Annotated in this window: 21 protein-coding genes; 10 read left to right on the top strand and 11 right to left on the bottom strand. The window is 72.6% G+C overall.

Annotated elements, in window-relative coordinates; all coding sequences use genetic code 11:
* Positions 1–1,521: a 3-hydroxyacyl-CoA dehydrogenase gene (locus AB0F62_RS08925; RefSeq protein WP_361794093.1), complete on the bottom strand. Its 1,521-nt coding sequence runs from the start codon at positions 1,519–1,521 to the stop codon at positions 1–3.
* A 131-nt stretch (positions 1,522–1,652) separates the two neighbouring features.
* Between AB0F62_RS08925 and paaN the strand changes: the two genes are divergently transcribed.
* Entirely contained in the window at positions 1,653–3,329 is a 1,677-nt protein-coding gene (gene paaN, locus AB0F62_RS08920) for a phenylacetic acid degradation protein PaaN (RefSeq protein WP_361794090.1), read from the top strand.
* A 45-nt stretch (positions 3,330–3,374) separates the two neighbouring features.
* On the opposite strand, the gene AB0F62_RS08915 is transcribed toward paaN, so the two are convergent.
* The 3 genes from AB0F62_RS08915 to AB0F62_RS08905 form a co-directional block, all read right to left on the bottom strand.
* Positions 3,375–4,055, bottom strand: a complete 681-nt coding sequence (locus AB0F62_RS08915; protein WP_361794087.1) for a TrmH family RNA methyltransferase — start codon at positions 4,053–4,055, stop codon at positions 3,375–3,377.
* Complete coding sequence (locus AB0F62_RS08910) at positions 4,052–5,359, bottom strand: HTTM domain-containing protein (protein ID WP_361794512.1); 1,308 nt, start codon at positions 5,357–5,359, stop codon at positions 4,052–4,054. Before AB0F62_RS08910 ends, AB0F62_RS08915 begins: the two co-directional genes overlap by 4 nt.
* A gap of 176 nt (positions 5,360–5,535) precedes the next feature.
* Positions 5,536–6,204 (bottom strand): DUF5819 family protein, encoded by a 669-nt coding sequence (locus tag AB0F62_RS08905; protein WP_361794084.1) that lies wholly within the window; start codon positions 6,202–6,204, stop codon positions 5,536–5,538.
* 211 nt (positions 6,205–6,415) lie between these two features.
* Here AB0F62_RS08905 and AB0F62_RS08900 point away from each other — a divergent pair, with 211 nt between their 5' ends.
* The gene (locus AB0F62_RS08900) at positions 6,416–7,528 is read left to right on the top strand and encodes an acyl-CoA dehydrogenase family protein (protein ID WP_361794081.1); all 1,113 of its coding nucleotides are present in this window, start codon (positions 6,416–6,418) and stop codon (positions 7,526–7,528) included.
* Positions 7,529–7,580: 52 nt separating this feature from the next.
* Here the strand turns inward: AB0F62_RS08900 and AB0F62_RS08895 are convergent, their stop codons facing one another.
* From AB0F62_RS08895 to AB0F62_RS08885, 3 genes are all read right to left on the bottom strand, one after another.
* Positions 7,581–7,913 carry a rhodanese-like domain-containing protein gene (locus AB0F62_RS08895; RefSeq protein WP_361794078.1) on the bottom strand — a complete coding sequence of 111 codons (333 nt, stop codon included), beginning with the start codon at positions 7,911–7,913 and terminating at the stop codon, positions 7,581–7,583.
* Between the two features lie 50 nt (positions 7,914–7,963).
* A complete protein-coding gene (locus AB0F62_RS08890; protein ID WP_361794075.1) occupies positions 7,964–8,776 on the bottom strand; it encodes a hypothetical protein in 813 nt (270 codons plus the stop codon).
* Positions 8,777–8,858: 82 nt separating this feature from the next.
* Positions 8,859–10,277 carry a DUF2252 domain-containing protein gene (locus AB0F62_RS08885; protein WP_361794072.1) on the bottom strand — a complete coding sequence of 473 codons (1,419 nt, stop codon included), beginning with the start codon at positions 10,275–10,277 and terminating at the stop codon, positions 8,859–8,861.
* A gap of 153 nt (positions 10,278–10,430) precedes the next feature.
* Here AB0F62_RS08885 and AB0F62_RS08880 point away from each other — a divergent pair, with 153 nt between their 5' ends.
* Positions 10,431–12,899 (top strand): SpoIIE family protein phosphatase, encoded by a 2,469-nt coding sequence (locus AB0F62_RS08880; protein ID WP_361794069.1) that lies wholly within the window; start codon positions 10,431–10,433, stop codon positions 12,897–12,899.
* Between the two features lie 56 nt (positions 12,900–12,955).
* Positions 12,956–13,390, top strand: a complete 435-nt coding sequence (locus tag AB0F62_RS08875) for a MarR family winged helix-turn-helix transcriptional regulator (RefSeq protein WP_361794066.1) — start codon at positions 12,956–12,958, stop codon at positions 13,388–13,390.
* A gap of 169 nt (positions 13,391–13,559) precedes the next feature.
* On the opposite strand, the gene AB0F62_RS08870 is transcribed toward AB0F62_RS08875, so the two are convergent.
* Positions 13,560–13,946, bottom strand: a complete 387-nt coding sequence (locus tag AB0F62_RS08870) for a helix-turn-helix domain-containing protein (RefSeq protein ID WP_361794063.1) — start codon at positions 13,944–13,946, stop codon at positions 13,560–13,562.
* Positions 13,947–14,060: 114 nt separating this feature from the next.
* Between AB0F62_RS08870 and AB0F62_RS08865 the strand changes: the two genes are divergently transcribed.
* The gene (locus AB0F62_RS08865) at positions 14,061–14,675 is read left to right on the top strand and encodes an NAD(P)H-dependent oxidoreductase (RefSeq protein ID WP_361794060.1); all 615 of its coding nucleotides are present in this window, start codon (positions 14,061–14,063) and stop codon (positions 14,673–14,675) included.
* A gap of 117 nt (positions 14,676–14,792) precedes the next feature.
* On the opposite strand, the gene AB0F62_RS08860 is transcribed toward AB0F62_RS08865, so the two are convergent.
* Positions 14,793–15,368 (bottom strand): TerD family protein, encoded by a 576-nt coding sequence (locus AB0F62_RS08860; protein WP_361794057.1) that lies wholly within the window; start codon positions 15,366–15,368, stop codon positions 14,793–14,795.
* A 160-nt stretch (positions 15,369–15,528) separates the two neighbouring features.
* Between AB0F62_RS08860 and AB0F62_RS08855 the strand changes: the two genes are divergently transcribed.
* From AB0F62_RS08855 to AB0F62_RS08835, 5 genes are all read left to right on the top strand, one after another.
* Positions 15,529–16,053, top strand: a complete 525-nt coding sequence (locus AB0F62_RS08855) for a MarR family transcriptional regulator (RefSeq protein ID WP_361794054.1) — start codon at positions 15,529–15,531, stop codon at positions 16,051–16,053.
* A 252-nt stretch (positions 16,054–16,305) separates the two neighbouring features.
* Positions 16,306–18,273 carry an Ig-like domain repeat protein gene (locus tag AB0F62_RS08850; protein ID WP_361794051.1) on the top strand — a complete coding sequence of 656 codons (1,968 nt, stop codon included), beginning with the start codon at positions 16,306–16,308 and terminating at the stop codon, positions 18,271–18,273.
* 188 nt (positions 18,274–18,461) lie between these two features.
* Positions 18,462–21,839: a S8 family peptidase gene (locus tag AB0F62_RS08845; RefSeq protein WP_361794048.1), complete on the top strand. Its 3,378-nt coding sequence runs from the start codon at positions 18,462–18,464 to the stop codon at positions 21,837–21,839.
* Positions 21,840–22,122: 283 nt separating this feature from the next.
* Complete coding sequence (locus AB0F62_RS08840) at positions 22,123–22,821, top strand: RNA polymerase sigma factor (protein ID WP_361794045.1); 699 nt, start codon at positions 22,123–22,125, stop codon at positions 22,819–22,821.
* Positions 22,818–23,924, top strand: a complete 1,107-nt coding sequence (locus AB0F62_RS08835; RefSeq protein ID WP_361794042.1) for a CU044_5270 family protein — start codon at positions 22,818–22,820, stop codon at positions 23,922–23,924. The genes AB0F62_RS08840 and AB0F62_RS08835 overlap by 4 nt, the downstream gene beginning before the upstream one ends.
* Before the next feature lie 147 nt (positions 23,925–24,071).
* Here AB0F62_RS08835 and AB0F62_RS08830 read toward each other — a convergent pair whose 3' ends face one another.
* Entirely contained in the window at positions 24,072–24,785 is a 714-nt protein-coding gene (locus AB0F62_RS08830; RefSeq protein WP_361794039.1) for a hypothetical protein, read from the bottom strand.
* A gap of 16 nt (positions 24,786–24,801) precedes the next feature.
* Complete coding sequence (locus AB0F62_RS08825) at positions 24,802–25,347, bottom strand: SigE family RNA polymerase sigma factor (RefSeq protein ID WP_361794036.1); 546 nt, start codon at positions 25,345–25,347, stop codon at positions 24,802–24,804.
* Positions 25,348–25,615: the final 268 nt, after the last annotated feature.

Genomic DNA, 25,615 nt, shown 5'->3' with positions numbered 1-25,615 from the left:
TTACAGCAGCCTCCCCTCGGCCGCCGCGCGCCGGTTCAGCAGACGGGACGCCGCGTAGCGCCCGCCGGGACACTCCCGGTCGAGGTTGCGCAGCACCTCGCGGACCCACACGGGGCCCAGCTCGTCGCCCCAGGCGAGGGGGCCCCGCGGATAGTTCACGCCCAGCCGCATCGCGGCGTCGATGTCCTCGGGCGAGGCGACCCCGCGGGCGACGGCGTCGGCGGCGAAGTCCACCAGCATCGCGACGGTACGGGCGACGATCATGCCCGGGACGTCCTCGATGACGCTGACCCGCTTGCCCAGCGCCTGGAACAGGCCGATCGCCGCCTGCACGGTCTCCGGGCGCGCGGAATCGGACGGCGCGATCGCAATCCGGGTGGCCGCCCGGTAGTCCAGCGCCAGGTCGAACTGCACGTAGTCGACGGCCGGACCCGTGGTGGCCGGGCCGCCGTCCGCCAGGTAGAGCCGGCCGCCGCCGGGCAGCTCGATGTACCCGTCGTCGGGATCGGCGACCTCGCCGTCCAGCACCTCGATGCCCGCTTCGGCGATCAGCTGCGGCAGCACCGCGGCCGGGCCGCGGCCGCCCATGCAGACGGTGACCTCGGCGGGCGGCTTCTCCGGACCGGCGGTGTGGGGGGCAGGGGCGGCGGCCCCCTCGGCGTGGTCGTACCAGCCGTGACCGCTCTTGCGGCCGAGCCGCCCGGACTCCACCAGCCGGCGCTGCGCGAGGGAGGGGGTGAACTTGGGGTCCTGGAAGAAGGAGTCCCACACCGAGCGGGTGACGGCCTCGTTGACGTCCTGGCCGATCAGGTCGGTGAGCTCGAACGGGCCCATCCGGAAGCCGCCGCTCTCCCGCAGCACCGCGTCGATGGTGGCGGGGTCGGCGACGCGCTCCTCGTGCAGCCGGAAGGCCTCGGCGTAGAAGGGGCGGGCGATCCGGTTGACGATGAAGCCCGGGGTGTCGGTGCAGCGCACCGGCGTCTTGCCCCAGGCGGCGGCCGTGTCGTACGCGGTCCGGGCGGCCGCCTCGTCGGTGGCGGCGCCGGAGACCACCTCGACCAGGGGGAGCAGCGGCGCCGGGTTGAAGAAGTGCAGCCCGACGAAGCGGCCGGGCCTGCGCAGGGCGCCGCCGACGGCGGTCACCGACAGGGAGGAGGTGTTGGTGGCCAGCAGGCAGTCCTCGGCGACCACCGACTCCAGGGCGGTGAAGAGCTGCTGCTTGGCGCCCAGGTCCTCCAGGATCGCCTCCACGACGAGCGACACGCCCGCCAGTTCCTCGATCTCCCGGGCGGCCGAGAGCCGCCCTCGGGCCGCGTCCCGGTCGGCGGCGGGCAGCCGGCCCTTCTCCACCATGCGGTCCAGCCGGTCCGCGATGGCCCGCTCGGCCTGTTCGGCACGGCCCGGACCCGCGTCGTAGAGCCGTACGGCATGCCCCGCGACCAGCGCGACCTGGGCGATTCCCTGGCCCATCGTGCCGGTGCCGACAACCGCGATCGTGCTGGATCGGTCAAGAGCGCTCATCGCCGCCACTGCTCCTCGCCAGTTGTCCACAGCTTCGGTGGGCCCCCTTGTCCCGACCGAACATTCGGTTAATCTAGCGGTGAAGCCAGCACCCTGCCCACCCCAATCCAGCTCGACGAGGAGTTGGCCCCATGGCTGCCGATCTCACCGCTGTCCCGTCGGTCGAAAAGCATCGCGAGACGCTCGACAAGGCGCTCGAGGCGATCCGTACCCGCGAGTACTGGTCCCCGTACCCCGAGCACCCGAAGGCATACGCGGACGGCGAGACCGCCCAGGCCGCGTTCGAGGCCCTGCGCGGCACCCGCTTCGACCTGGACCAGCCCGGCACCGACGGCTGGACCGGCGGCGAGGTGTCCCCGTACGGCATCGAGCTGGGCGTGGAGTACCCGCACCCGGACGTCGAGGTGCTGCTCCCCGCGATGAAGGCCGCGATGCCCGCCTGGCGCGAGGCCGGCCCCGAGAGGCGGGCCCTGGTCTGCCTGGAGATCCTGGCCCGGATCAACGCGCGCACCACGGAGCTGGCCCACACGGTCATGCACACCTCCGGCCAGGCCTTCATGATGGCCTTCCAGGCCGGCGGCCCGCACGCGCAGGACCGCGGCCTCGAGGCCGTCACGTACGCCTACGCGGAGCAGGTCCGCACCCCGGGCACGGCGGAGTGGGTCAAGCCGCAGGGCAAGCGTGACCCGCTGGCCCTGCGCAAGGACTTCACCGCGGTGCCGCGCGGCATCGCGCTCGTGATCGGCTGCAACACCTTCCCCACCTGGAACGGCTACCCGGGCCTCTTCGCCTCCCTGGCGACCGGCAACGCGGTCGTGGTCAAGCCGCACCCGCGCGCGGTGCTGCCGCTGGCGCTGACGGTCGGGATCGCCCGCGAGGTGCTCGCCGAGGCCGGCTTCGACCCGAACCTGGTCTGCCTGGCCGCCGAGCGTCCCGGAGAGGGCCTGGCCAAGACGCTGGCGCTCCGTCCCGAGGTCCGCATCATCGACTACACGGGCTCCACCGCCTTCGGCGACTGGCTGGAGGAGAACGCCCGCCAGGCCCAGGTCTTCACCGAGAAGGCCGGCGTCAACACGGTCGTCGTCGACTCCACCGACGACTACAAGGGCATGCTCTCCAACCTGGCCTTCTCCCTGTCCCTGTACAGCGGCCAGATGTGCACCACCCCGCAGAACCTGCTGATCCCGCGCGAGGGCATCGCCACCGACGACGGCCACAAGGGCTTCGACGAGCTGGTGGGCGATCTGTCGGCCGCCGTCGGCGGGCTGCTCGGCGACGACGCCCGGGCCAACGCCCTGCTGGGCGCCCTGGTCAACCCCGACGTGAAGGCCCGGTTGGAGGCCGCCGCCTCGCTCGGCGAGGTCGCCCTCGCCTCCCGCGAGGTCCCGAACCCCGACTTCCCGGACGCCGTGGTCCGCACCCCGGTGATCGTGAAGCTGGACGGCGCCAAGCCGGACGACGAGGCCGCCTACATGTCGGAGTGCTTCGGCCCGGTGGCCTTCGCGGTCGCCATGGACTCCACCAAGGACTCGGTCGACCTGCTGCGCCGCACGGTGCGGGAGAAGGGCGCCATGACCGTCGGCGCCTACACCACGTCCGCCGAGGTGGAGGGGCAGATCGAGGAGGTCTGCCTGGACGAGGCCGCGCAGCTCTCGCTCAACCTGACCGGTGGGGTGTACGTCAACCAGACGGCCGCCTTCTCCGACTTCCACGGCTCGGGCGGCAACCCCGCCGCCAACGCGGCCCTGTGCGACGGGGCCTTCGTCGCGAGCCGCTTCCGGGTCATCGAGGTGCGCCGCCCGGCCTGATCCCGGCCCGTTCCCGCTTCAGCGGCCCCTTCCGGAGCAGCCCTGTCACTCCGGAAGGGGCCGCTGTGCCGAGACCTGCGCGTACCGCTGGATCCAGGCGTGCATGGCGATGGCCGCCGCGGCGCCGGCGTTGATCGACCGCGTGGAGCCGAACTGGGCGATCGAGCAGACCGCGGCGGAGTGCTTCCACGCCTCGTCGGTCAGCCCGGGCCCCTCCTGCCCGAAGAGCAGCACGCAGCGCCGGGGCAGCTCGGTGGTCTCCAGCGGCACGGCCCCGGGGAGGTTGTCGATCCCGATGATCGGCAGGTCCTCCGCGGCCGCCCAGGCGGCCAGCGCCGCGACGTCAAGGTGGTGGCGTACATGCTGGTAGCGGTCGGTCACCATGGCGCCGCGCCGGTTCCAGCGGCGCCGCCCCACGATGTGCACCTCCTTGGCCAGGAAGGCGTTGGCGGTGCGCACCACGGAGCCGATGTTGAAGTCGTGCTGCCAGTTCTCGACGGCGACATGGAAATCGTGGCGGCGGGTGTCGAGGTCGGCGACGATCGCCTCCCGCGTCCAGTAGCGGTACTCGTCCACCACATTGCGGCGGTCGCCGTGCGCGAGCAGCTCGGGGTCGTACCGCGGGTCCTCCGGCCAGGGCCGCGGGTGCGGCCCTACCCCGATCTCGGGGCCGAAGCCGTCGTCGTACTGGAGCGGCTCGGCCGCGTCGTCCTGGCTGGTGCTCACACCACGAGGTTAGAGGGGGCGGACTCGGCGGCCGGTCCCGGCCCTGGCGACCCGGCCTCCGTATCGGCCCCTGCACCGGACCTCGTATCGGACCTCGTATCGGCCCCCGCATCGGCCTGCGCATCGACCGCGTCCTGCGGCCCCTCGGCAGGCTCTCCCTCCCGCTTCCCGCCACCGCCGCGCCGCAGCGGGCGCGCCACCCGGTCGCCCACCCAGCGCAGGAAGCCGCTGGGCAGGAAGACCGCGTCGGCGGCGATCATCGCCAGCGAGAAGAACGGCAGTCCGAGGACGACCGCGATCGAGGCGTGCTCGACGATCATCAGCGCCAGCAGCACGTTCTTCACCCGGCGATTGAAGAGCGTGAAGGGGAAGGCGACCTGGACGATCACCGTGCCGTAGGTGATCACCATGACCATCAGCCCGCTGGCGGCCATCGCGTGGGACAGCTCGGGCCACGGGCTGAAGTCGTCCAGGTGCAGTGGGTAGTAGAGCGCGGTGCCGTCCTGCCAGCGCGAACCCTGGACCTTGTACCAGCCCGCGGTGGCGTAGATCAGGCACACCTCCACGACGATCACCAGCAGACCGGCGGCGTGCAGGATGTTGGCGAAGATGTCGAGCACCGCGCGCGGCTCGCCGGGCGCGTACCGCCGCGCCGCCCACCACAGGGCCTGGAGCAGCAGGAAACCCCACAGGAACGGGGTCCAGCCCAGCCAGGGCAGCATGCCCTCGGTCCAGGTCAGGCCGGTACGGCCGAGCAGCTGCGCCACGGCGAGCACCAGCCCGAGGACGATCCACAGCGCGATCCCCGCACCGTCGCCGTCCCGGCCCTTGGCACGGCGGCGGGAATCGAGCGACCAGACCTGTCCGCAGCGCGTGAGGACGAGGTAGATCGCCATCAGGTGGATCACGTTGTCTCCGCCGTCCCCGACGAAGACACTGCGGTTCTGCAGGGACAGGACACCGATCATGAACAGCAGCGAGGCGGTGCGGGTACGCCAGCCGAGCAGCAGCATCGCGCTCGCGACGATCGCGCCCCCGTACACGATCTCGAACCAGACATCGCCCCTGCTCCACAGCAGGACCGTGAAGGCGTGGTTGTCGGTGACGAGCCGGTTCGCCAGGTCCCAGCTCCACACGCCGTCCGGCCCGTAGAGCTCGTGTCGGTGCGGCCACTCGCGCAGCAGGAAGAGCAGCCAGGCGAGCGAGATGCCGATCCGTACGACGGCGGTCTGGTACGGGCCGACGACGGTGCCGGTGACGCGGGCGAGGCCGCGCGAGAGTCCGCCCGCGGTGGCCTCGAGCAGTCCCGTGAAGGGCGACGGGACGGGGGCGGGAACGGGACGGCGGGCGGCGGGCGCGCGCACCGGCCCGGCCGCCGGCACGGGCACGGTTTCGCCGCCGGACTCGCCGCCGGGCTCGCCTACGGCCCGGTTCACCGGCTCGGTCGTGGGCTCGGTCGTGGGCTCGATCGTGGGCTCGCTCACGAGGCGCCCTCCTCGTTCTCGTCCGCCACGTCGGAACTCCACCAGGGCAGCACCCGGAAGACGGTCCGGGTGTCGATCTTCTCCGGGCTCCACGAGGGCGCGGCGACGGCCGTGGTGCCGGTCCGCACCTGGACGCGGACGACCTCGCCGCCGTTGAGCCGGGGCCCGAACCGGTGCTCGACGATGCGCTGCAGATACTGCCTGCTCAGCTCGCCGCGCACGCCGATGGCCTTGCCGTTCTCGCCGTGGCTGGCGGCGTAGAAGGTCCACGCGCGGCGCAGTTCGTTCTGCTGGGTGTGGCTGGGGGCGATGTTGTGCCTGATGTCGGCTATGTCCATGGCCGTGAGGTCGACCCAGCCGGTCACCGCGTTCGACCCGTCGTCCTTGTGGACCTCGGCGCGCGCCCACACGTGGATGTTCTGCTGGAGAGGGTTGGGCGCGAAGAGCTTCCAGTTCTGCTCGAACTCGGGGTAGATGTAGCTGCCGACCAGCTCACCGTGCTGCTTGGTGGCCGTGTTCTCCGGCGCGACGTGCAGGAAGACCAGGAGGAGGTGCACCGCGACGCCCACCGCCGCCGCGGCCAGCGCCAGCGCGACCGCGACCCGCGCGGGCGGCGACAGCGCGGCTATCCCGGCCGGTCCGCCGGACTCCTCGGGTGGCTCCATGGTCCTTCGCTCCTGTTCCCCGTGTTTCGCTCAGCACGGAACGGTACTCATGCCACACGCACGCGGTACAGCCGTCCCGGTCATCGCGGGCATCCGCGGGGCCCCGGGCGCCACGGATGTGGACTTCCCGGCCCACCCCGTCTAATCTGACACACCGTCAGAATCCCCGTCGGAATCGCCGTCGGAATCGACTCGTCCGGGAGGCCCGGCCATGGACTTCGGCTTCAGCGAGGAGCAGACGGCGGCCGTCGAGGCGGCACGGGCGGTGTTCTCCGGCGTGGCACCCGACGCCGTGCCGAGCCCCGCGCTGACCGCCGGGGCGGTCGCCGAGGACTTCGACCGCCCGCTGTGGCGCCGTCTGGCCGCGGCGGACCTGCTGGGCCTGGTGCTCGACGAGGCGTACGGCGGGGCCGGGCTCGACCCGGTCGCGCTGTGCCTGGTGCTGCGCGAGGCAGGGGCCGTACTGGCCCGGGTGCCGCTGCTGGAGACCTGCGCCGCCGCGCTGGCCGTACAGACCGACGGCCCCGAGGAGCTGCGGGCCCGGCTGCTGCCCGCGGTCGGCAGAGGCGACCTCGTGCTCACCGTCGCCTCCGCGGGCCGCACCGGCCACGACGGGGCGGAGCTCGCCGTCACCGCGCGGCCCGCGGACGGGACGAAGGGCGCCGCCCCCGGCTGGCTGCTCGACGGCGTCCAGACCGCCGTCCCCTGGGTCCCGTACGCCGACCTCGTCCTCGTCCCGGCCTCCGCCCCCGGGGGCCGCACCGTCCTGGCGCTCGTCCCCCGCGAGGCGGTCATCGCGGCCGAGCAGATCTCGACCAGCGGGGAGCGCTACGCCGAGCTGCGGCTGGACGGGGTCCAGGTCCCCGCCGGCGACGTGATCACCGCCGACGGCGCCTGGGACCGGCTGCGCCGGCTGCTGACCACCGGCACGTGCGCCCTGGCGCTCGGGCTCGGCACCGCCGTCCTGCGCATGACCGGGGCGTACACGGGCAAGCGCGAGCAGTTCGGGCACCCGCTGGCCACCTTCCAGGCGGTGGCGATGCAGTCCGCCGACCGCTACATCGACCTGCGGGCGATGGAGGTCACCTGCTGGCAGGCCGCCTGGCGGCTGGAGCCCGCCGATGTGGCGGTCGCCAAGATCTGGGCCTCGGAGGGCGTACGGCGAGTGGTGCAGACGGCCCAGCACCTGCACGGCGGCTTCGGCGCCGACACCGACTACCCGCTGCACCGCTACCACGCCTGGGCCAAGCAGCTGGAACTCTCGCTCGGCCCGGCCGCGGCCCACGAGGAGGAACTGGGCGACCTGCTGGCCGCCGAGGCCTGAGGGCCGGGAGACACGCCCCCACGAACGCGCGCGCCCGGCCCCGCGGAAGCCTTCAGAGCACGTGGGCCGGGCCCGCGCCGTCCGTCACCAGCGGCCGGCCGGCGGCCGCCCAGCCGAGCATGCCCCCGTCGACGTTCACCGCGTCGAGCCCCTGCGCGATCAGGTACTGGGCGACCTGCGCCGAACGGCCGCCGACCCGGCACACCACGTGCACCCGGCGGTCCGCCGGGACCTCCTCGATGCGGGCGACGACCTCGCCCATGGGGATGTGCACCGCGCCCTCGGCATGCCCGGCGTCCCACTCGTCGTGCTCACGGACGTCGAGCAGGTAACCGCCGGCCGGAATCTGCGCGGCGTCCACCGCGGGCAGCTGGGCGTAGAACATGGGAACGGACTCCTTCGGTCAGGGCGTGCACATCGAACGTACCCGACCCGCTACTCGGACCCCTTCGAGGAGCGCACCAGCTCCGCCAGCCGGGCCTCGCGGTTGGCCACCTGGTTGAGGAGGTTCTCCGCGATCTCGTTGAGCAGCCCGTCCGGGTCGTCCGGCGCGAGCTTCATCATCTGGGCGATCGCGCTGCCCTCCAGCTCGTCGGCGAGCAGGGCGAGCTGCTCCTTGCGCTGTGCCAGCCACTCCAGCCGCGCGTACAGCACCTCGGCCTCGCTGGGCTGCTCCTCCTCCGGGACCGGCCCGGCCTCCCACTCCTCCGCGAGCTCGCGCAGCCGCTCCTCGTCCGCGTAGGTGTAGGCCTCGTTGACCCGGGCGATGAACTCGCTCCGGCGCTCGACCTCCGCCTCGTCCTGCGCCAGGTCCGGGTGCGCCTTGCGGACCAGCTCGCGGTAGAGGCGCTGCGCCTCCTTGCCCGGCCGCACCCGGCGCGGCGGGTTGGGCTCCTCCTGGGGCCGGACCCCGTCCGAGCCGAGCAACCCCTCGAAGAGCTCCTCCACCCCCGGCATCGGCATCACGAGGGCGCGCGCCTCCCAGGCGCGCTGGATGTCGTCGCGGTCCCCGCTCTTGGCGGCGACCGCCTCGGCGATCAGTGCGTCGAGCTCGTCGAGCCGGGCGTACATCGGGCCGAGCTTCTGGTGGTGCAGCCGCGAGAAGTTGTCGACCTCCACCCTGAAGGTCTCCACCGCGATCTCGAACTCGATCAGGGCCCGCTCGGCGGCGCGCACCGCCTGGGCCAGCCGGTCCTGGGGTTCGGAAGTGGATGCGGCGGCCGACTCGGTGCCGGAGGAATTCGTCACCGGTCCAGCCTACGAGGAGTGGAGGGCGCCGGTCACAGGGTCCGGCCTCCGGCCCGCCCCGAACACACCGCCGCCCGCGCCCTCAGACGCCCGATTCCGCCGCGATCCGCCCGGCCCGCACCTCCGCGACCAGCTCGGCGTGGTCCGCCTCGGTCCGGTCCGCGTACGCCACCGCGAAGGCCGCCATCGCCTCGTCCAGCTGCTCGCCCTTGCCGCAGTAGCCCGCGATCAGCCGCGGGTCCGCGGAGTGCGCGTGCGCCCGGGCCAGCAGCGCGCCCGTCATCCGCGCGTAGTCGTCTATCAGGCCGGCCTGCAGCTCCGCCGGGTCGACGCTGCCCTTGCGGTTGCGGAACTGCCGCACCTGGTACGGCCGTCCGTCCACGTCGGCCCAGCCCAGCAGGCTGTCGCTGACGACCTGCATGCGTTTCTGGCCCAGCACCACGCGCCGTCCCTCGTGCTCCACCGGGGGCGCGTCGAAGCCGGACTTCCCCAGGTACGGCAGCAGCGCCGAGGGCCGTGCCTCCTTCACCTGGAGCACCAGCGGCTGCCCGAGGTGGTCCAGGAGCAGCACCACGTACGACCGGGTGCCCACGCTGCCCGTCCCGACCACCCGGAACGCCACGTCGTGCACCGCGTACCGGGCCAGCAGCGGTCGCCGGTCCGCACCGATCGTCGCCAGGTAGCCGCCCTCCGACAGGGCGCCCGCGACCGCCGCCGCCTCCTCGGCCGGCACCCGCCGCAGCACCGGCGGCGCGTCCACGAAGCGGCGGCCGCCGCCCTCGGTCTCCTCCGTCGCCCGGGCCGCGAACCGGGCGCTGGTGTTGCCGCGTGCCTTCTCGGCGACCCGGCGCAGCGTGCCCGCCAGGTCGCGGGCGTCGGCGTGGGCGACCAACTCCTCGTCCGCGATGGCGTGCCAGGCGTCCAGCACCGGCATCTTCGCCAGCAGCCGCATGGTGCGCCGGTACGCGCCCACCGCGTCGAAGGCGGCGCCGCGGCACTCGTCCTCACCGGCCCCCGCCTCGCGCCCGGCCAGCACGAGCGAGGCGGCGAGCCGCTTGACGTCCCACTCCCACGGGCCGTGCGCGGTCTCGTCGAAGTCGTTGATGTCCATGACCAGCCGGCCGAGGTGGTCCCCGTACAGCCCGAAGTTGCCGGCGTGCGCGTCACCGCAGATCTGGGCGCCGATGCCGGTGACCGGACCGCCCGCCAGGTCGGCCGCCATCAGCCCGGCCGAGCCGCGCATGAAGGCGAACGGGCTCGCCGCCATCCGCCCCACCCGCAGCGGGACGAGCCCGGGGATGCGCCCCCGGCCGGACTCCCGTACCGCCGCCACCGCCCCCGGCCGGTCGGCGCCCGGCGCGAACGCGGCGTGCGCCTCGCGCGGCACCGACGCCCGCAGCGCCTTGCCCTCCTCCTTGGGAGCACCGTCGTGCGGCCACCTCGCGAACCCCGCGATATGCGGAACCCTCTGCTCCACGTGGTCTTCCTCCCCATGGGCCATGCCCGGTTGGTCACTCCTGGGGGCAATCTAGCCATTTACCGGACCGCGTCCGATGTTTCATGCTTGCCTGGACGGTGAAGACACGACCCTGATGCTCTTTCAGCCTTCCGCGCCGAACCGCAGCCGAACCCCAGGTGCCCGACGTTGGACGAGATGACCAGGCTCCCCACGACCACGACCCCGCTCGCAGCCACCGGTGTCTCCGCGCTCGTACGCCTCGCAGTGCTCTGCGTCGGCCCCGACGGCGACATCTCGTACTGGAACCGCGGCGCCGAGGAGCTCTTCGGCCACCGCTGGGAAGGCGTGTTCGGCCGCCCGGCGGCCGGACTGCTGCCCCACACCGCGGGCCGGCACCCCGGGGAACAGGACGCCCTGGAGGTGCTCGACGACCTCACCCGGTCCGCCTGGGCCGGCGCGCTGCCGACCACGGACCGCGACGGCGGCGTCAAGGACGTGGTGTGGTGGTCCTACCGCATCATGGAGCCGGCCGGCCGCAGCCTGCTGGTGATCGCGGCCAACGCCCGGCCGCTGCGCGACACCGGGCCGCGCCTCGCGCTCGGCGACCGGCTGCTCCCCTACACCGCCGACGGCACCACCGCCCGCGGCGGTGTCCGCATCACCCCGCGCCTCGCTCCGGTCGCCGACCCCGCGCACGCCGAGCACCTGGCCGGCCGGCTGGGCTCGGTGCTCCCCCGGGTCAGCGCGGGACGGCTGGACCGGATGGTCCGTCAGATCGTGCCCCTGGGCTATCCGGCGGTGGAGGTGGACGGCACGGTGCTGCTCCCCGTGCTGCCCGAGGAGCACGGGACGACCTCGGCTCCGCCCGCCGCGAACCCCGCCACCGGCCGCACGGCCCGCCCCACCCGGCCCGCCCCGCGCCGGGAGCTGCTGCCCGGCCCGCGCGGCGACGTCGCGCCCCCGGTGCTCGCCCCCGTGACCGCCCCCGCCGTCTCGCTCGCCCCCGGCCACGTCCTGGACGAGCAGCTCGCCCTGCTGCGCGAGTCCGGCGCCAAGGTCGGCACGACCCTCGACCTGGCGACGACCGCCCGGGAGCTGTGCTCCGTCACCGTGCCGCGGTTCGCCGACTTCGCCGCGATCCTCGTCGTCGACCAGCTGTTCTCCGACACCGATCCGCCGAAGGACGACCTCACCGGGGCCACGATCGTCGCCCGCCGGGTGGCCGTGGCCCACACCGACCTCACGCCCGGCACCTGGGCGGCCGCCCTGCCGGAGGGCGAGCTGATCCCGCTGCCCGCCGACTCCACCCCGCGGCTCGGCGAACCGCTGCTCGTACCGGTGATAGATCCCGCGCTCGCCCAGGACATCGCGCTCGACCTCGGCGTTCCCGGGCTCGGCCCCCTGCTGCCCGACCGGTCGATGATCGTCGTGCCGCTGACCGCGCGCGGCACCGTGCTGGGCCGGATGTGCTTCCTGCGCCACCCGGGCCGCCGCCCCTTCGACGCCAAGGACGCCGCGACCGCCGCCGAGGTCGCCGCGCGCGGCGCGGTGCATCTGGACAACGCCCGGCTGCACCGACTGGAGTCGCGCGCCGCGGCGACCCTGCAGCGCAGCATGATGCCGACCCGCCCGCCCCGCATCCCCGGGGTGCGGATCGCCCACCGCTACATGCCCGGCGACCGCCAGGCGCAGGTCGGCGGCGACTGGTTCGACGCCATCCAGCTGCCGGGCGGCCGCGTGGCGCTGATCGTCGGCGATGTGATGGGCCACGGCCTGCTGTCGGCGGCCGTGATGGGCCAGTTCCGCACCTCCGTGATCACGATGGCCGCGCTGGACCTGCCGCCCGCGCAGCTGCTGCGGCATCTGGACAACCTCGCCCACCGGCTCGGTGCCGAGCATCTGGCGACCTGCGTGTACGCGGTCTACGACCCGATCCATCGCACCCTGACCCTCGCCAACGCCGGCCACATCCCGCCGGTGCTGGCGCGGCACGACGGCCGCAGCGAACTGCTGCAGATCCCCAAGGGCGCCCCGATCGGGGTCGGCGGTGTGCCCTTCGAGACGGTGGAGATCCCCGTACCGGACGGCAGTTGGCTGGTGCTGTGCACCGACGGGCTGGTGGAGGTGCGCGGCCAGGGGATAGACGCCGGTCTGGCGGCGCTCTGCTCCAATGTCATCGAGCCGCAGCAGACCCCCGAGGACGTCTGCGAGCAGATCCTCAGCCGTGTCCACTCCGACGACCGCCGCGACGACGTGGCACTGCTGGTCGCCAACTTCCAGGGCATCCCGCCCGAGGACGTCGCCGAGTGGCGGCTGTCGATGGACCTGTCCGACGTCCGGAGGGCCCGCGCGCTCACCCGTGAGCAACTGACGCGCTGGGGGCTGGAGGGCCTGAGCGATCTGACCGAACTACTGGTCAGCGAGCTGGTGACCAACGCGCTGCGGGCCGCCTCGCACGAGGTGTCGCTGCGGCTGATGCGGGTCGGCAAACTGCTGGTCGAGGTCAGCGACGACGACCACAACCTGCCGCAGCTGCGCCGCGCGGACGCCGAAGACGAGGAGGGCCGCGGTCTGGCCCTGGTCAGCAACCTCTCCCGGCGCTGGGGCACCAGCCGCAAGGCGGTCGGCAAGGTCGTCTGGTTCGAGTTGCCGCTGCCCACCTGACCGTTGGAGCGAATGACCGGAAATCACCCCGATCCGGCCGGATGTAATCTACAGGCATGCAGGCCCGCAAAGACGCGTCCATCGAGACCATCCACCGCGAGTTGGTCGCGTTCGCCCGCCGGGCCCGCGCCTCGGCCGCCCGTATGCATCCGCAGCTGTCGCTGGTCTCGTACACGCTGCTGGCGTACATGAGCGACCGGCCGGACTGCCGGGCCACGGATCTGGCGGAGGCGTTCCTGCTCGACAAGTCGACGGTCAGCCGCCAGGTGGCCGCCCTGGAACGGCTGGGTTTCGTCGAGCGGCGCACCCACCCCTCCGACCAGCGCGTCCAGGTGCTGCTGCCGACCGCGGCGGGAGCGACCGTGCTCGCGGAGGCGACACGCGCCGCCCGGCGCAGTGTGCGCGGCAGGCTGGCGGACTGGGAGGACGCCGACCTGGAGCGGTTCGCCGCCTACCTGACCCGCTTCAACGACGCGGCGCCACCGGCCTGAGACGGGGTCGCCGAGCGGGGACCGAGGCTGTCGACCTCAAGCCGGGACTGCCGGCCCTCGGCCGAGATCGTTGACCTCGAGACGGAACTGCTGACCTGCGGCCGAGGCTGTTGGTCCCGAGGCCGGGGGTGCCGAGCCGAGGCCGGACCGGCCCCGTCCGCTCGCGCCCTCAGGCTCCGGCGCCGCCTTCCGAGCAGGCGCTCGCGCCGTCGGGCAGATACCTCTCGGCCCACGAACCCAGCTCCCCCAGAGCCGGACCGAGCGCCTCCCCCGCCTCGGTGAGCCGGTAGCTCACCCGCAGCGGGGGCCCCGGGTCCACCTCGCGGACCACGATGCCCGCCTCACCGAGCTCCGTGAGCCGGTCGGAGAGCATCCGCTCGCTGATCTTGGGGATGGCGCGACGCAGCTCGGCGAAGTACGCCGGCTGCTGCGTGAGCACCGAGACGATCAGGCCGCTCCAGCGCTTTCCGAGGATCGCGAAGACGCGCGTCATCGCGTTGTCGACGCTGGCGCACTGCCGCGCGTCGTGTCCGGCCTGCCCAATCCCCTGTCCCATGGACACAAGGGTACCCGGCTTGTCATCACCTACTGCAGAAAAGTAAGGTCCTATGATAGCAATAGCTCCGAACGAATTGTTCACTCCGAACTTTACGGAAGTAGAGGCACCCCCATGCCCACGCTGCTGCACATCGACTCGTCCATCTGGCCTTCCGACGCTTCCACGTCCCGCGACGTGACCAACTCCTTCCGCAAGGAATGGGAGGCCCAGCACCCGGGAGGCGTCGTGATCTACCGCGACCTCAACGCCGAGCCCGTGCCGCACATCGACGCGACCCACTACGTGGCCGGCGCCGAGCACCCGCTGCGCAGCGAACTGGCCGACGAGCTCGAGCGGGCGGACGCCCTGCTGATCAGCGCGCCGATGTACAACTTCTCGATCCCCAGCACCCTCAAGGCCTGGCTCGACCAGGTGATCATCCTGGGCCGCACCGCGGGCGAGCGGCCCTCCGCCGCGGACACCCCGGTCGTCGTGGTGGCCAGCCGCGGCGGCGGCTACGGCCCCGGCACCCCGCGCGAGGACTTCGAGTTCGTGACCAGGTACCTGGAGAAGGTCCTGGAGGGCTGCCTCGGCATCACGAACGTCGAGTTCATCGTCCCCGAGCTGACCCTCGCCCGCGCGGTCCCGGCCATGTCCGGCCTGATCGAGGCCTCCGACGCCTCCCGCGCCAAGGCCCACGAGCAGGCCGCCGCCAAGGCCAAGGAGCTCGCGGCGCGCGTCGCCTGATCGGCGCGTCCGCGCCTCCCGCCCGCACGGCCCGGCCGCACAGCGGAAGAGGGCCGCGCGGCATGCGCCACGCGGCCCTCTGTCGTACCCGCCCGTGCTGCCGGGCGTCCGGCTACCTCACAGGTTGACGCCGAAGTCCTGCGCGATGCCGCGCAGGCCCGAGGCGTAGCCCTGGCCGACGGCGCGGAACTTCCACTCGGCGCCGTTGCGGTACAGCTCGCCGAAGACCATCGCCGTCTCGGTCGACGCGTCCTCGGACAGGTCGTAGCGGGCGAGTTCGTTGCTGTCGGCCTGGTTGACCACGCGGATGAAGGCGTTGCGGACCTGGCCGAACGACTGCTGGCGGCTCTCTGCGTCGTAGATCGACACCGGGAAGACGATCTTGTCGACCTCGGCCGGCACGGTGGTCAGGTTCACCTTCACCTGCTCGTCGTCGCCCTCACCCTCGCCGGTGAGGTTGTCGCCGGTGTGCTCCACCGAGCCCTCCGGGCTCTTCAGGTTGTTGAAGAACACGAAGTGCTTGTCCGAGACGACCTTGCCTTCGGCGCTGACCAGGAGCGCGCTCGCGTCGAGGTCGAAGTCGGTGCCGGTGGTCGTACGGATGTCCCAGCCCAGACCGACGGTGACCGCGGTCAGTCCCGGGGCCTCCTTCGTCAGCGAGACATTGCCGCCCTTGGAAAGGCTGACACCCATGGGATCTCCCTGCTCATTCCGGCGCGGGCCGCGCCCCTTGACGATTCCTTTGCCCAATGGGTTCAACGGCTTCGCCTCGGCGCGGGTTCCCGCCGCGGCAACGCTTCACCTGAGTGCCGTACACGCCCGTACGGGACCGGGGGAGCGGTAGAAAGGAGCCATGGCCACCGGCTCCCGCGCTCCGTACGACTGCTCCCCCTCCGGCACCGACGGCTCCGGGAGCGAGGCCGAGGAGATGGTCGGCGCCCTGCTGACCGCCTCCCGGCTCCTCGTGGCGGTCTCCGCCCGCTCGCTCGCCGCGGTGGAGGACGCCCTCACCCTGCCGCAACTGCGCATGCTGGTCGTCCTGGAGACGCGCGGGCCGCTCAACCTCTCGCAGCTCGCCGCGGAGCTGGGCGTGCAGCCCTCCACGGCGCTGCGGATGCTCGACCGCCTCGTCGCGATCGACATGGTCGCGCGCGACGCCTCCCCCACCGACCGGCGCACCACCGTCATCTCCCTCACCGGGACCGGGCGGCGCACCGTGAGCGACGTCACAGAGCGCCGCCGGGCCGAGATCGCCCGCATCGTCGACGCGATGCCGGTGGGACAGCGCCGCCACCTCGTCGAAGCCCTCCAGGCCTTCACCGAGGCCGGCGGCGAACCCCCCGTCGGCGAGCGGGACGCACGTCACGTCGGCTGGTGAGCCGCCCGACGGCTCGCGGCGGGCGCGGATACGGGCGCGGATACGGGCGCGGGTGACGCGAGGCGAAGTCGACGGGCGGCGGGTAACTCCCGTTAATCCCCTCCTCAACTGTCACACCGATGACATACGCTGCGCATGCAGCCGCGCCCCGCATGTCGTCCGCACACGGACGGAGTTCGGGTGTCGCGCGGCCCGACTCATCACCCGGTCCGTCCACCGGGTTTCTTCGTGGGGGTAGGAAACAACGTGCGCATGCGCACCATGTCGACCGTGCTCGCGGTCCTCTTCAGCTCGACGGCCATAGCCGCGGGCACCATGGGTCCCGCCGCGGCGGACTCCAGCACGGCCCTGTCGATCTCCTCGTACGGCGACATCGCCGTGGACGGGCTCCACCAGCGGGTCTACATCAGCGATCCGGACGGCAACAAGGTCGTCGTCACCGACTACGCGGGCAAGGTCGTGGCGACCGTCCCCAACCTCCCGGGAGTGCGGGACCTGGCGATCACGCCCGACTCCGGCACCGTCTACGCGGCCGTTCCGGGTGACGACTCCGTCGTGGCCATCGCGACGTCCACCGCCACCGAGGCCGCGCGCCACCCGATCGGCGAGAACACCGACCCGCAGACCCTGGCGGTCGCGGGCGGACGGGTCTGGTTCGCGTATCGACAGGAGACCGCCCACCACCTGGGCTCCTTCGACCCCTCGCTGGGCACCCCCGAGATCGCGCTCGACCAGCTCCCGGGCCTGTACCTCGGCGACGCCCCCGAACTGGAGGCGGCCGGGAACACCCTCGTGTTCGGCATCCACGGCAACTGGTCGGGTCTCTCCGTGTACGACGTGTCCTCCGGAGCCCCCGTGCTGCGCAAGGAGGGCATGCCGTCCGAGGCCGCGAACTACATGAACGACTTCGCGCTCAGCGCCGACGCCAAGAAGATCGTCGCCGCCTCCGGCGAAATGCCCTACGCGGCGACGGCGATCAACACCGACGACCTCACCCGCACCGGCGGTTACCCGGTCGAGGCCGGCAACCCCAACGGTGCCGCGATCGCACCGGACGGCACGGTCGCCGTGTCCACGTTCAACTGGTACGACACGGACATCTCCGTCTTCAAGCCCGGCACGACGACGCCCTACCGGACCTACACCTACGACCAGTACGCCTCGGGCGGCGACACCATCCGCAGCCAGGGCCTCGCCTGGGCCCCCGACGGCAGCAGGCTGTTCGCCATCGCGGACGGCAACAGCGGCATCCACCTGCGCGTCCTCAACGACGCCGCCCGCTACCCGGTCAAGGTGAGCGTCTCGGCCCCGGCCAAGGCCACCCGCGCCAAGAAGCTCAGCGTCACCGGCAAGCTGACCTCCGACAGGTCCTTCCCGTCCGGCTCGAAGGTCACCATCACCCGCACCGACATCGACTCGCCCAAGGGCAAGTCGCTCGGTACGAAGACGGTCGGGTCCACCGGCGCGTTCTCCTTCACCGACACGCCGCCGGCCGGCGGCAACGTCACCTACACCGCGCAGTACGCCGGTGACGCCACCCACGCCCCGGCGTCGGGCAAGGACACCGTCGCCGTGTCGCGCAACGCCACCACCCTGACGCTCAACCACAACAAGAGCGTCTACAACTACGGCACCGACGTGTCCTTCACCGCCCACCTCGGTTCCACGTACAAGAACCGCACGGTCGAGCTCTGGGCCGACCCCTACGGCTCGGACAAGCCGAAGAAGCTCCTGAAGACCGGCAAGGTCAATTCCAAGGGCAACCTGTCCGCCACGGTCGACATGACCCGCGACACCACCGTCACCGCGGTCTTCAAGGGCGACGCCCGCTCGGCCGACAAGACGGTGAAGATCACCGCCTACGCCAGGGTCAAGGTCTCCACGGCGATCTCCCAGCAGTACAAGACGGCGAAGATCGGCTCGACCTCGTACGCGTACTTCCACCGGAAGACCGACCCGGTCTTCACCACGACCATGACGTACTACAAGAACCGCTCGCAGCGGCTGAACCTGGAGGTCTACTTCCAGGGCAAGTGGCGCGACGCGGGATCGCAGTACTTCGCGCTCGGCACCAACGGCAAGTCCACGGTGACCCTGCTCGGCCCGCACGACACCGGCTACCGGATGCGGATGCGCGCCTCGTACGTCAACGGCTCCTCCGGCGACAACGTCAACTCCACGACGTACGGCGCCTGGAAGTACTTCTACTTCACCAAGTAGCACGACCCGGCAGACACCGAAGGGCCCCGCGACGCGGGGCCCTTCCGCTTTCCCGGCGGGAACGGGAGTCCCGGGAAACCGGTCCGGGGAAACCGGGAACCCGGCGGGCGCGGCCGACAAGTAACAGGGGACCGCGTCGTGCGGCCAGGACCCGGCCGCTTCGCCTTGCCCGGAAAGAAAGGCATGCCTTGAGACACGAGAAACGATCGCCGGCTGCGGCGTTCCTCCCGCTCACCGCCCTCGCCGTCGCCACGGCCCTGCTGAGCGGAACGGTCGGCTCCGCCCAGGCCGCGCCGGCCGGCGACACCTCCCGTACCGGTGTGCGTCCCGGGGCCGTGTTCGGCGCGGGCTCCGACGCCACCAGGCGGACGGTCACCCTCGTCACCGGCGACAGGGTGACCCTGAACGCCGCCGGCGAGGTCGTCGGCGTCACGGCGGCCAAGGGCCGGGAGGGCATGGCCTTCCGCATATCCCGCGCGGCCGACGGGCACACCCTCGCCGTGCCGCGCGATGCCGAGAGGCTGATCGCGGACGGCACCGCCGACCGGCAACTCTTCGACGTGACACGGCTGGTGAGGTTCGGATACGACGATTCCTCACGGCCCGACCTGCCGCTCATCGTCACCTACGCCGAGGGCGGCTCCGGCGCGGCGCGCGCGCTGTCCGACTCCGGCGCCCGGATCACCCGGAACCTGCCCAGCGTCAACGGCGACGCCCTGCGGGCCCGCAAGTCCGAGACCGCGGAGCTGTGGCGGAGCCTCACCGGCAGCGGCGCGAGCGCGCGGTCGGCGGCCGCCGCCACCTCGGCGAAGGTCGAGAGGATCTGGCTCGACGGCAAGGTCTCGGCGAGTCTGGACCGCAGCACGGCACAGATCGGCGCCCCCACCGCCTGGGCGGCCGGCTACGACGGCACGGGCGTCACCGTCGCGGTGCTGGACACCGGGGTGGACGCGACGCACCCGGACCTCGAGGACCGCGTCGGCACCCAGAAGAACTTCTCCGCGTCACCGGACACCGTGGACCGCGTGGGCCACGGCACGCACGTGGCGTCGACCGTCGCGGGCTCCGGGGCCCGGTCGGGCGGGAAGTACAAGGGCGTCGCACCCGGCGCCCGCCTGATCAGCGGCAAGGTCCTCGACGACAGCGGCTCGGGCAACGCCTCCGACATCATCGCCGGCATGCAGTGGGCCGTCGCCCAGGGCGCGAAGGTGGTCAACCTCAGCCTCGGCGGCGACGACACCCCGGAAACCGACCCGGTCGAGCAGGCCGTGAACGAGCTGTCGGAAAAGACCGGCACCCTCTTCGTCGTCGCCGCCGGCAACAGCGGCCCCACCGCCGCCACCATCGGTTCCCCGGGCAGCGCCGCCGCCGCGCTCACCGTGGGGGCGGTGGACCGGGCGGACGCCATCGCCGAGTTCTCCAGCCGCGGACCCGCCGCCGACGACTCCCTCAAACCCGACCTCACCGCCCCCGGCGTGGACATCGTCGCCGCGAAGGCCGCGGAAGGCGTGGAGGGCGACCCGGCAGCCGACGGCTATGTGTCGATGAGCGGCACCTCGATGGCCACCCCGCATGTGGCGGGTGCCGCCGCGATCCTCGCCCAGCAGCACCCCGACTGGACCGGCGAGCGGATCAAGGCCGTCCTCACCGGTTCCGCCGCGGCCACCCCCGGGCTCTCCGCGTTCGCGCAGGGCACCGGGCGCACCGACGTCGCGCGGGCCCTGCGTCAGCAGGTGACCGGCGGCCCCACCTCGCTGGGCTTCGGCACCGCCAGGTGGCCGCACACGGACGACGAGCCCGTCACCAAGGAGATCACCTACCGCAACGACGGCGACCGGCCCGTCACCCTCGACCTGGCGACCGAGGCGTTCGGCGAGGACGGGAAGCCGGCCGCCGAGGGCATGTTCGACGTCTCCCCGAAGCGGCTCTCGATCCCGGCGGGCGGCACCGCCACCGCCACCGTGACCGCCGACACCCGCGCGGGCACGGCCGACGGCGCGTTCGGCGGCTCGGTGACCGCGACCGCCGGGGACACCACCGTGCGGACCGCCGTCGGCGTGAACCGCGAGCCCGAGTCGTACGACCTCACGATCAGGCACCTGGATCTGCGGGGCAAGCCCACCGGAGACTCCACGACGGGCGTCTACGGCCTGGACGGCGACATCTGGCGGGACTACTCCGACCCCGCGGACGGGGAGTTCACGGTACGGCTGCCCAAGGGCCGCTACACCCTCGAGGGCCGCGTCTCCACCGGGACGGACCCCGGCGACGGGAAGCTGGCCCTGCTGCTGCACCCGAAGTTCGCGCTGACCCGGGACACCACGCTGGTCATGGACGCCCGCAAGGCCAAGCCCGTGCGGATCACGGTGCCCGACGGCGCGGCGAAGCACACCGACGCCACACTCAACTTCGGCGTCGACATCGACGGAGCGGGCTACACCGCCACCTACGCCATGGACCGCTTCGGCAACCTGCGGGTCGGGCAGCTCGGGGCCCGGCTGCCCGCCGGCGAGGCGTTCGCGCAGTACAACGGGACGTGGCGGCACGGTGCGGTGAACTACCGGCCGGCCTGGAACCGCACCGGCGACCTCGCCGGCTTCACCACGAAGCTGCGCCCCGGGAACTTCGCCAGGCTCGCCCTCACCGTCGGCGCGCCCGCGGCGGGCAAGACCGGCAGCCTCAGCGCCGCGCCCCTGACGCCCAACGGCTCCTGGTTCGACTTCTTCCCGGAGGACGGCGCCTTGCCGCGCACCGTCACCGACTACGTCCTGCCGGGCGTGAAGTGGCGGTACGCCGTCAACCAGCACGGCGCCCCGGGCGAGGACGGCAATCCGCTGTGGGAGGGCAGCCAGACCGTCACCCGGGCCAGGTCCTACACCGCGGGCAGGTCGTACACGCAGCGGTTCAACATCGGCGTCTTCGGTCCGCACCTCTACCGCGCGGATGGGGAGGCGTCGGGCGCGGTCCGTCTCGGCGACGACTTCAGCGCCTATGTGCCGCTGTTCTCCGACGGCGCGGGCCATGTGGGCGTCTCCGACTACACCAGGGCCAAGAGCGCGCTGTACGCCGACGGCACCCGCGTGTTCACCTCGGACACACCCCTGAACGGCGACACGCACACCCTCCCCGCCGGGGCGCGGGCCTACCGGCTCACCACGGACGTCTCCCGCCCCGCGGCGCTGTCCGCGGTCAGCACCCGGGTGACGGCCGAGTGGACCTTCCGCTCCGCCCACGTGCCGGGGGACACTATGGCGTGGCTGCCGCTGTCCGCGGTGCGCTTCGCGCCGGAGCTCCGGGCGGCCAGCACGGCCAAGGCGGGTAGGGCCTTCACCGTCCCGTTCACGGTCGAGGGCGCGGCCGACGTCCGCACCGCGCGCAAGCTGGCGTTCTCGGTCTCCTATGACGGCGGCAGGACGTGGAAGCCGGCCAAGGTCGCCGACCGCGAGCGGCTCGAACTGCGCCATCCCGCCCGCCCGGGCACCGTCTCGCTGCGCGTCGTGCTCACAGACGCCCACGGCAACACCGTGAAGCAGACGGTCTACCGCGCCTACCGCACCACCGCGTAGCCACCCCGCTCCCCTTCCCCCGCGCAAGCCCCGGGCCGCCGGCTCGGGGCTTGCGCGCTGCGCGAGCCGTCCGTGACCCGTCTCACACACGCCTCCCCCGTGAACTCGCCACGGCCCGCGGGACGTGGGCGCCGCATCGCCCCGCTCGCGGTGCGCCGACCGGCCGTTGAACCGCACCGGCCACTCCGGCAGGCGTTTCACGGCCTCCCCCTTGACCGCCGCGTGACGCGGATCACGGGAACCCGGGCGGGAGGGAAGGCAGCTAACAGGCGTGAGCCCAGACATGCGTACCCGAATACGGGCCGGGGATCCCCGTGCGTTCGCCGAGTTGTACGACGGCCATGCCCGCGCCGTCTACAACCACGCCTTCCGCCTCACCGCCGACTGGTCCGCGGCCGAGGACGTGATGGCGGAGACCTTCATGGAGGCGTGGCGGCTGCGCGACCGGGTCGACGCCGAGGGCGGCTCCCTGCGCCCGTGGGTGCTGGGCGTCGCGACCAATATCGCTCGCGCCCACTACCGCAGCAATCGGCGCTACCGGGCGGCCGCGATCGCGGCCGCCCGGGCCGAGACGGCCCTGCCCGACCACGCCGACGAGGTGGCGGGCCGGCTCGACGACCGGCGGCGTATCGCCGCGGCCCTGCGCGCCCTCGCCGCACTGCGCAGGCCCGAGCGCGAGGTCCTGACCCTCTGCCTGTGGGAGGGGCTGGAGTACACGGCCGCGGCCGAGGCGCTGGGCATCGCCGTCGGCACGGTCCGCTCCCGCCTCTCCCGGGCCCGGGCCAAGCTGCGCAAGCTCACCGAGGCCGAACTCGCGGATCCCTCCGTCCGGGACGGCGCGCGGGTCTGGTCCGACGGGCGGCGGACCGAGGGGAACACGGAGAAATCCGTCCCCGGGAACAGGGAACCCGGCCGGCCGGATCGACAGCCAAGAGGAGACCGTATCAACGCGATCCGGCCCGTATCGGGAGGGAACCGATGAAAGCGAATCAGTCCCGGCAGAGTCCGGCCGAGTGGCAGGAGAGCGCCGCTCTCCTGCCCCAGACTGGACGCGATCTGCCGACGGGCCGTCACCAGTTCCACAAGGAGCGTCTGATGGCCCACATCCAGCAGGACCTGCGGCGGGAAGAGCACGCGACGGGCACCGGCACCGCCCGGCCGCGGAGGCGGGGCTTCCGGCTGCCGCGTCCGGCGATCGCGCTGCCCGTGGCCGCCCTCGCCGCGACCGGCGCGATCGTCGTCGGCTCGGCGTTGAACGGCGGTGCCGGCGCGAACCCCGGCGATGTCGCCACCGGGCCGGCGCTGACCACGCAGCTCGGCACGCCGACCACCAAGGGCGTCCCGCAGCTGCTCGAGCAGATCTCGCTGGTGGCGGCGGAGGGATCCCGGCCGACGATGAAGCCGGGCCAGTACGTCTACATCGAGTCCCAGGCGGCCCAGACCTTCGTCAAGACGGTCGACGACAAGAGCAGCCTCGCCGGCCACCCCCTGCACAAGCGCCAGATCTGGAAGTCCGCCGACGGCACCAAGGGCTGGCTGATCGACCCCTCCGTCAACGACGGCCCCGAGGGCGAGACCCTGAGCCTGCCCGACGAGCAGGGCAACCCCTTCAAGGCGCACATCGGCGCCCCGTCGTACGACTACCTGGCCACCCTGCCCACCGACCCCGACCAGCTGCTGAAGCTGATCTACAAGGAGACCAAGGGGCAGGGCAACACCCCGGACCAGCAGGCCTTCACCACCATCGGCGACCTGCTCGGCGAGAGCTACCCGCCGGCCGAGCTCTACTCGGCGCTGTTCAAGACGGCCGCGAAGATCCCGGGCGTCGTCGTGGTGAACGACGCCCAGGACGCGATCGGCCGCCACGGCGTCGCGGTGGCCCGGCTGGACGAGACGAGCGGCACGCGGGAGGAGTGGATCTTCGACAAGAAGACCCATGTCTTCCTCGGCGAGCGCTCGGTGCAGGTCAAGGAGGTCTCCGAGTACGGCGTCACGATGAAGCCCGGCACCGTGCGCTACACCGACGCCATCACCGCCCGCGCCATCGTCGACGGCATCAGGCAGACGCCGGGGCACACCACCTGAGATTCCGTCGTCACCCGCCGGCGCCCGGCGCCGGCCCGTACTCGCGGCCTTCACCGTGAGCGGAAGAGGCCGCCGCCCCGCGTGTACGGGGCGGCCTCTCACCGCGCGCCGCCGAACCGGGCCCACCGCGCTTCTTCCGCCGGGCGGTCACCTGCCGCGCGCGGAGAACGCCAGGGTCAGGATCTTGTCCACCGTCGAAAGCGTCTCCTCCGACGGCTTCCTCAGGCAGACATCGATCCTTATGTCAGGGCCCTCCACGGAGTTCGCCGCGTCATTCCGCGCCGAGCCGGTCATCTGGGCGTCGCCGCCGATGAGACGGCAGTGCTCGTCGGCGGGGACGAGCACCCCTCTCGTCGGCAGCACGGCATCGCCGCTCCCGCCCGCCTCGCTCCGCAGGAACGTGATCAGCACACCGTCCGTGTCCAGGCCGGCGAGAGGCGGGCACTCGCTCACCACCGCATCGGTGATCCTGGAACACCTACCGGTTCCCGGGGAACGGAGCGCCTGGGACGACACAAAACCGGCGGCGGTTCCGTAGCCGTCCCTGAGGGACAGACCGTGCCACGTCGTCGGCAGGTACATCGTCACGCCCTCCAGGGGGGCCTGGAGGCGCACCGGCGCGTACTCCCGACTCGCCGCGGAAGGGACATCCGGTGTGGCGCGGTGCCCCGGGCCGAAGGCCGCCGGCCAGAGAACGGTCCCGACGACCGCGCATCCCACGGCGAGCGCCGACGCGGTCGCGGCCGCCCGCCTGCGCCGCCTGCGTTGCCGGACACGCCGTCTGACCTGCGCCAACCGATCGGAGGGCAGGGTCAGTCGGGGCAGGATGCGGTCGAGAAGTACCGGGAGATCCGCTTCCATCCGCGGCGGCTCCTTCTCAGGCTCGCTGTGCATGCCGCTCACCGCCCTCCGCCAGGGCCGGTACGGCCACCAGCCGGGTGCGCAGCATGGCCAGCGCCTTGGACGTGTGACTCTTGACCGTGCCCGGCCGGCACCCCAGCACTCGTGCGGTCTCCTCCACGCTCAGATCCTCGAAATAGCGCAATACGACGACGGCCCGCTGCCGCGGCGGCAACAGCCGTATGGCGTCCGACAGGGACTGCTCCAGGTCCACGGAGGCGAAGGGGTCGCCGGCCGCCGCGCCGGGGCCCGCCAGCGCCGTCAGGTGGTCGTGCGCGTGCGGCAGCTCACCGCGCCAGCGTCGCTGCCACCACGACAGATGCGTGTTGACCAGGGCCTTGCGAACGTACGCCTCCGGATTCCCCTCGGCGATGGAGCCCCATCTCGGCCAGACCTTCGCCAGCGCCGTCTGCAGCAGGTCCTCCGCCAGGTGCGCGTCACCCGTCAGCAGCCAGGCGACTTTGAGCAGCCGCTGACCGCGCGCGGAGACGAACTCCTCGAAATCCGCATCCGCGCCGTTCACCGTGGTGTTCCCGCCATCGTGTTCTCGTTCCGCCCGCCGTCGTCACCTCGGCCGTGATCGGGAAGGTGCCGTGCGACCGCCGCGGCGCGAGACCGCGTCTCTTCCGGGCCGGGGCTTCCCCGGCCCGGAAGAGACGCGAGCGACATCGCGCGAAGGCGGCCGGCGCGCCTCACGAAGGGGCGCGGAGGGCGTCGACGGGTTCCATGCGGGCGGCGCGCAGGGAGGGGTAGAGCCCCGCGAGGAGTCCGACCAGAGCGCCGGCGACGGG

The organism is Streptomyces sp. NPDC026673, from assembly GCF_040638135.1.
Lineage (GTDB): Bacteria > Actinomycetota > Actinomycetes > Streptomycetales > Streptomycetaceae > Actinacidiphila.
The sequence above is the reverse complement of the archived record's forward strand: the minus strand, read 5'-3'. Positions and strand labels throughout refer to the sequence as shown.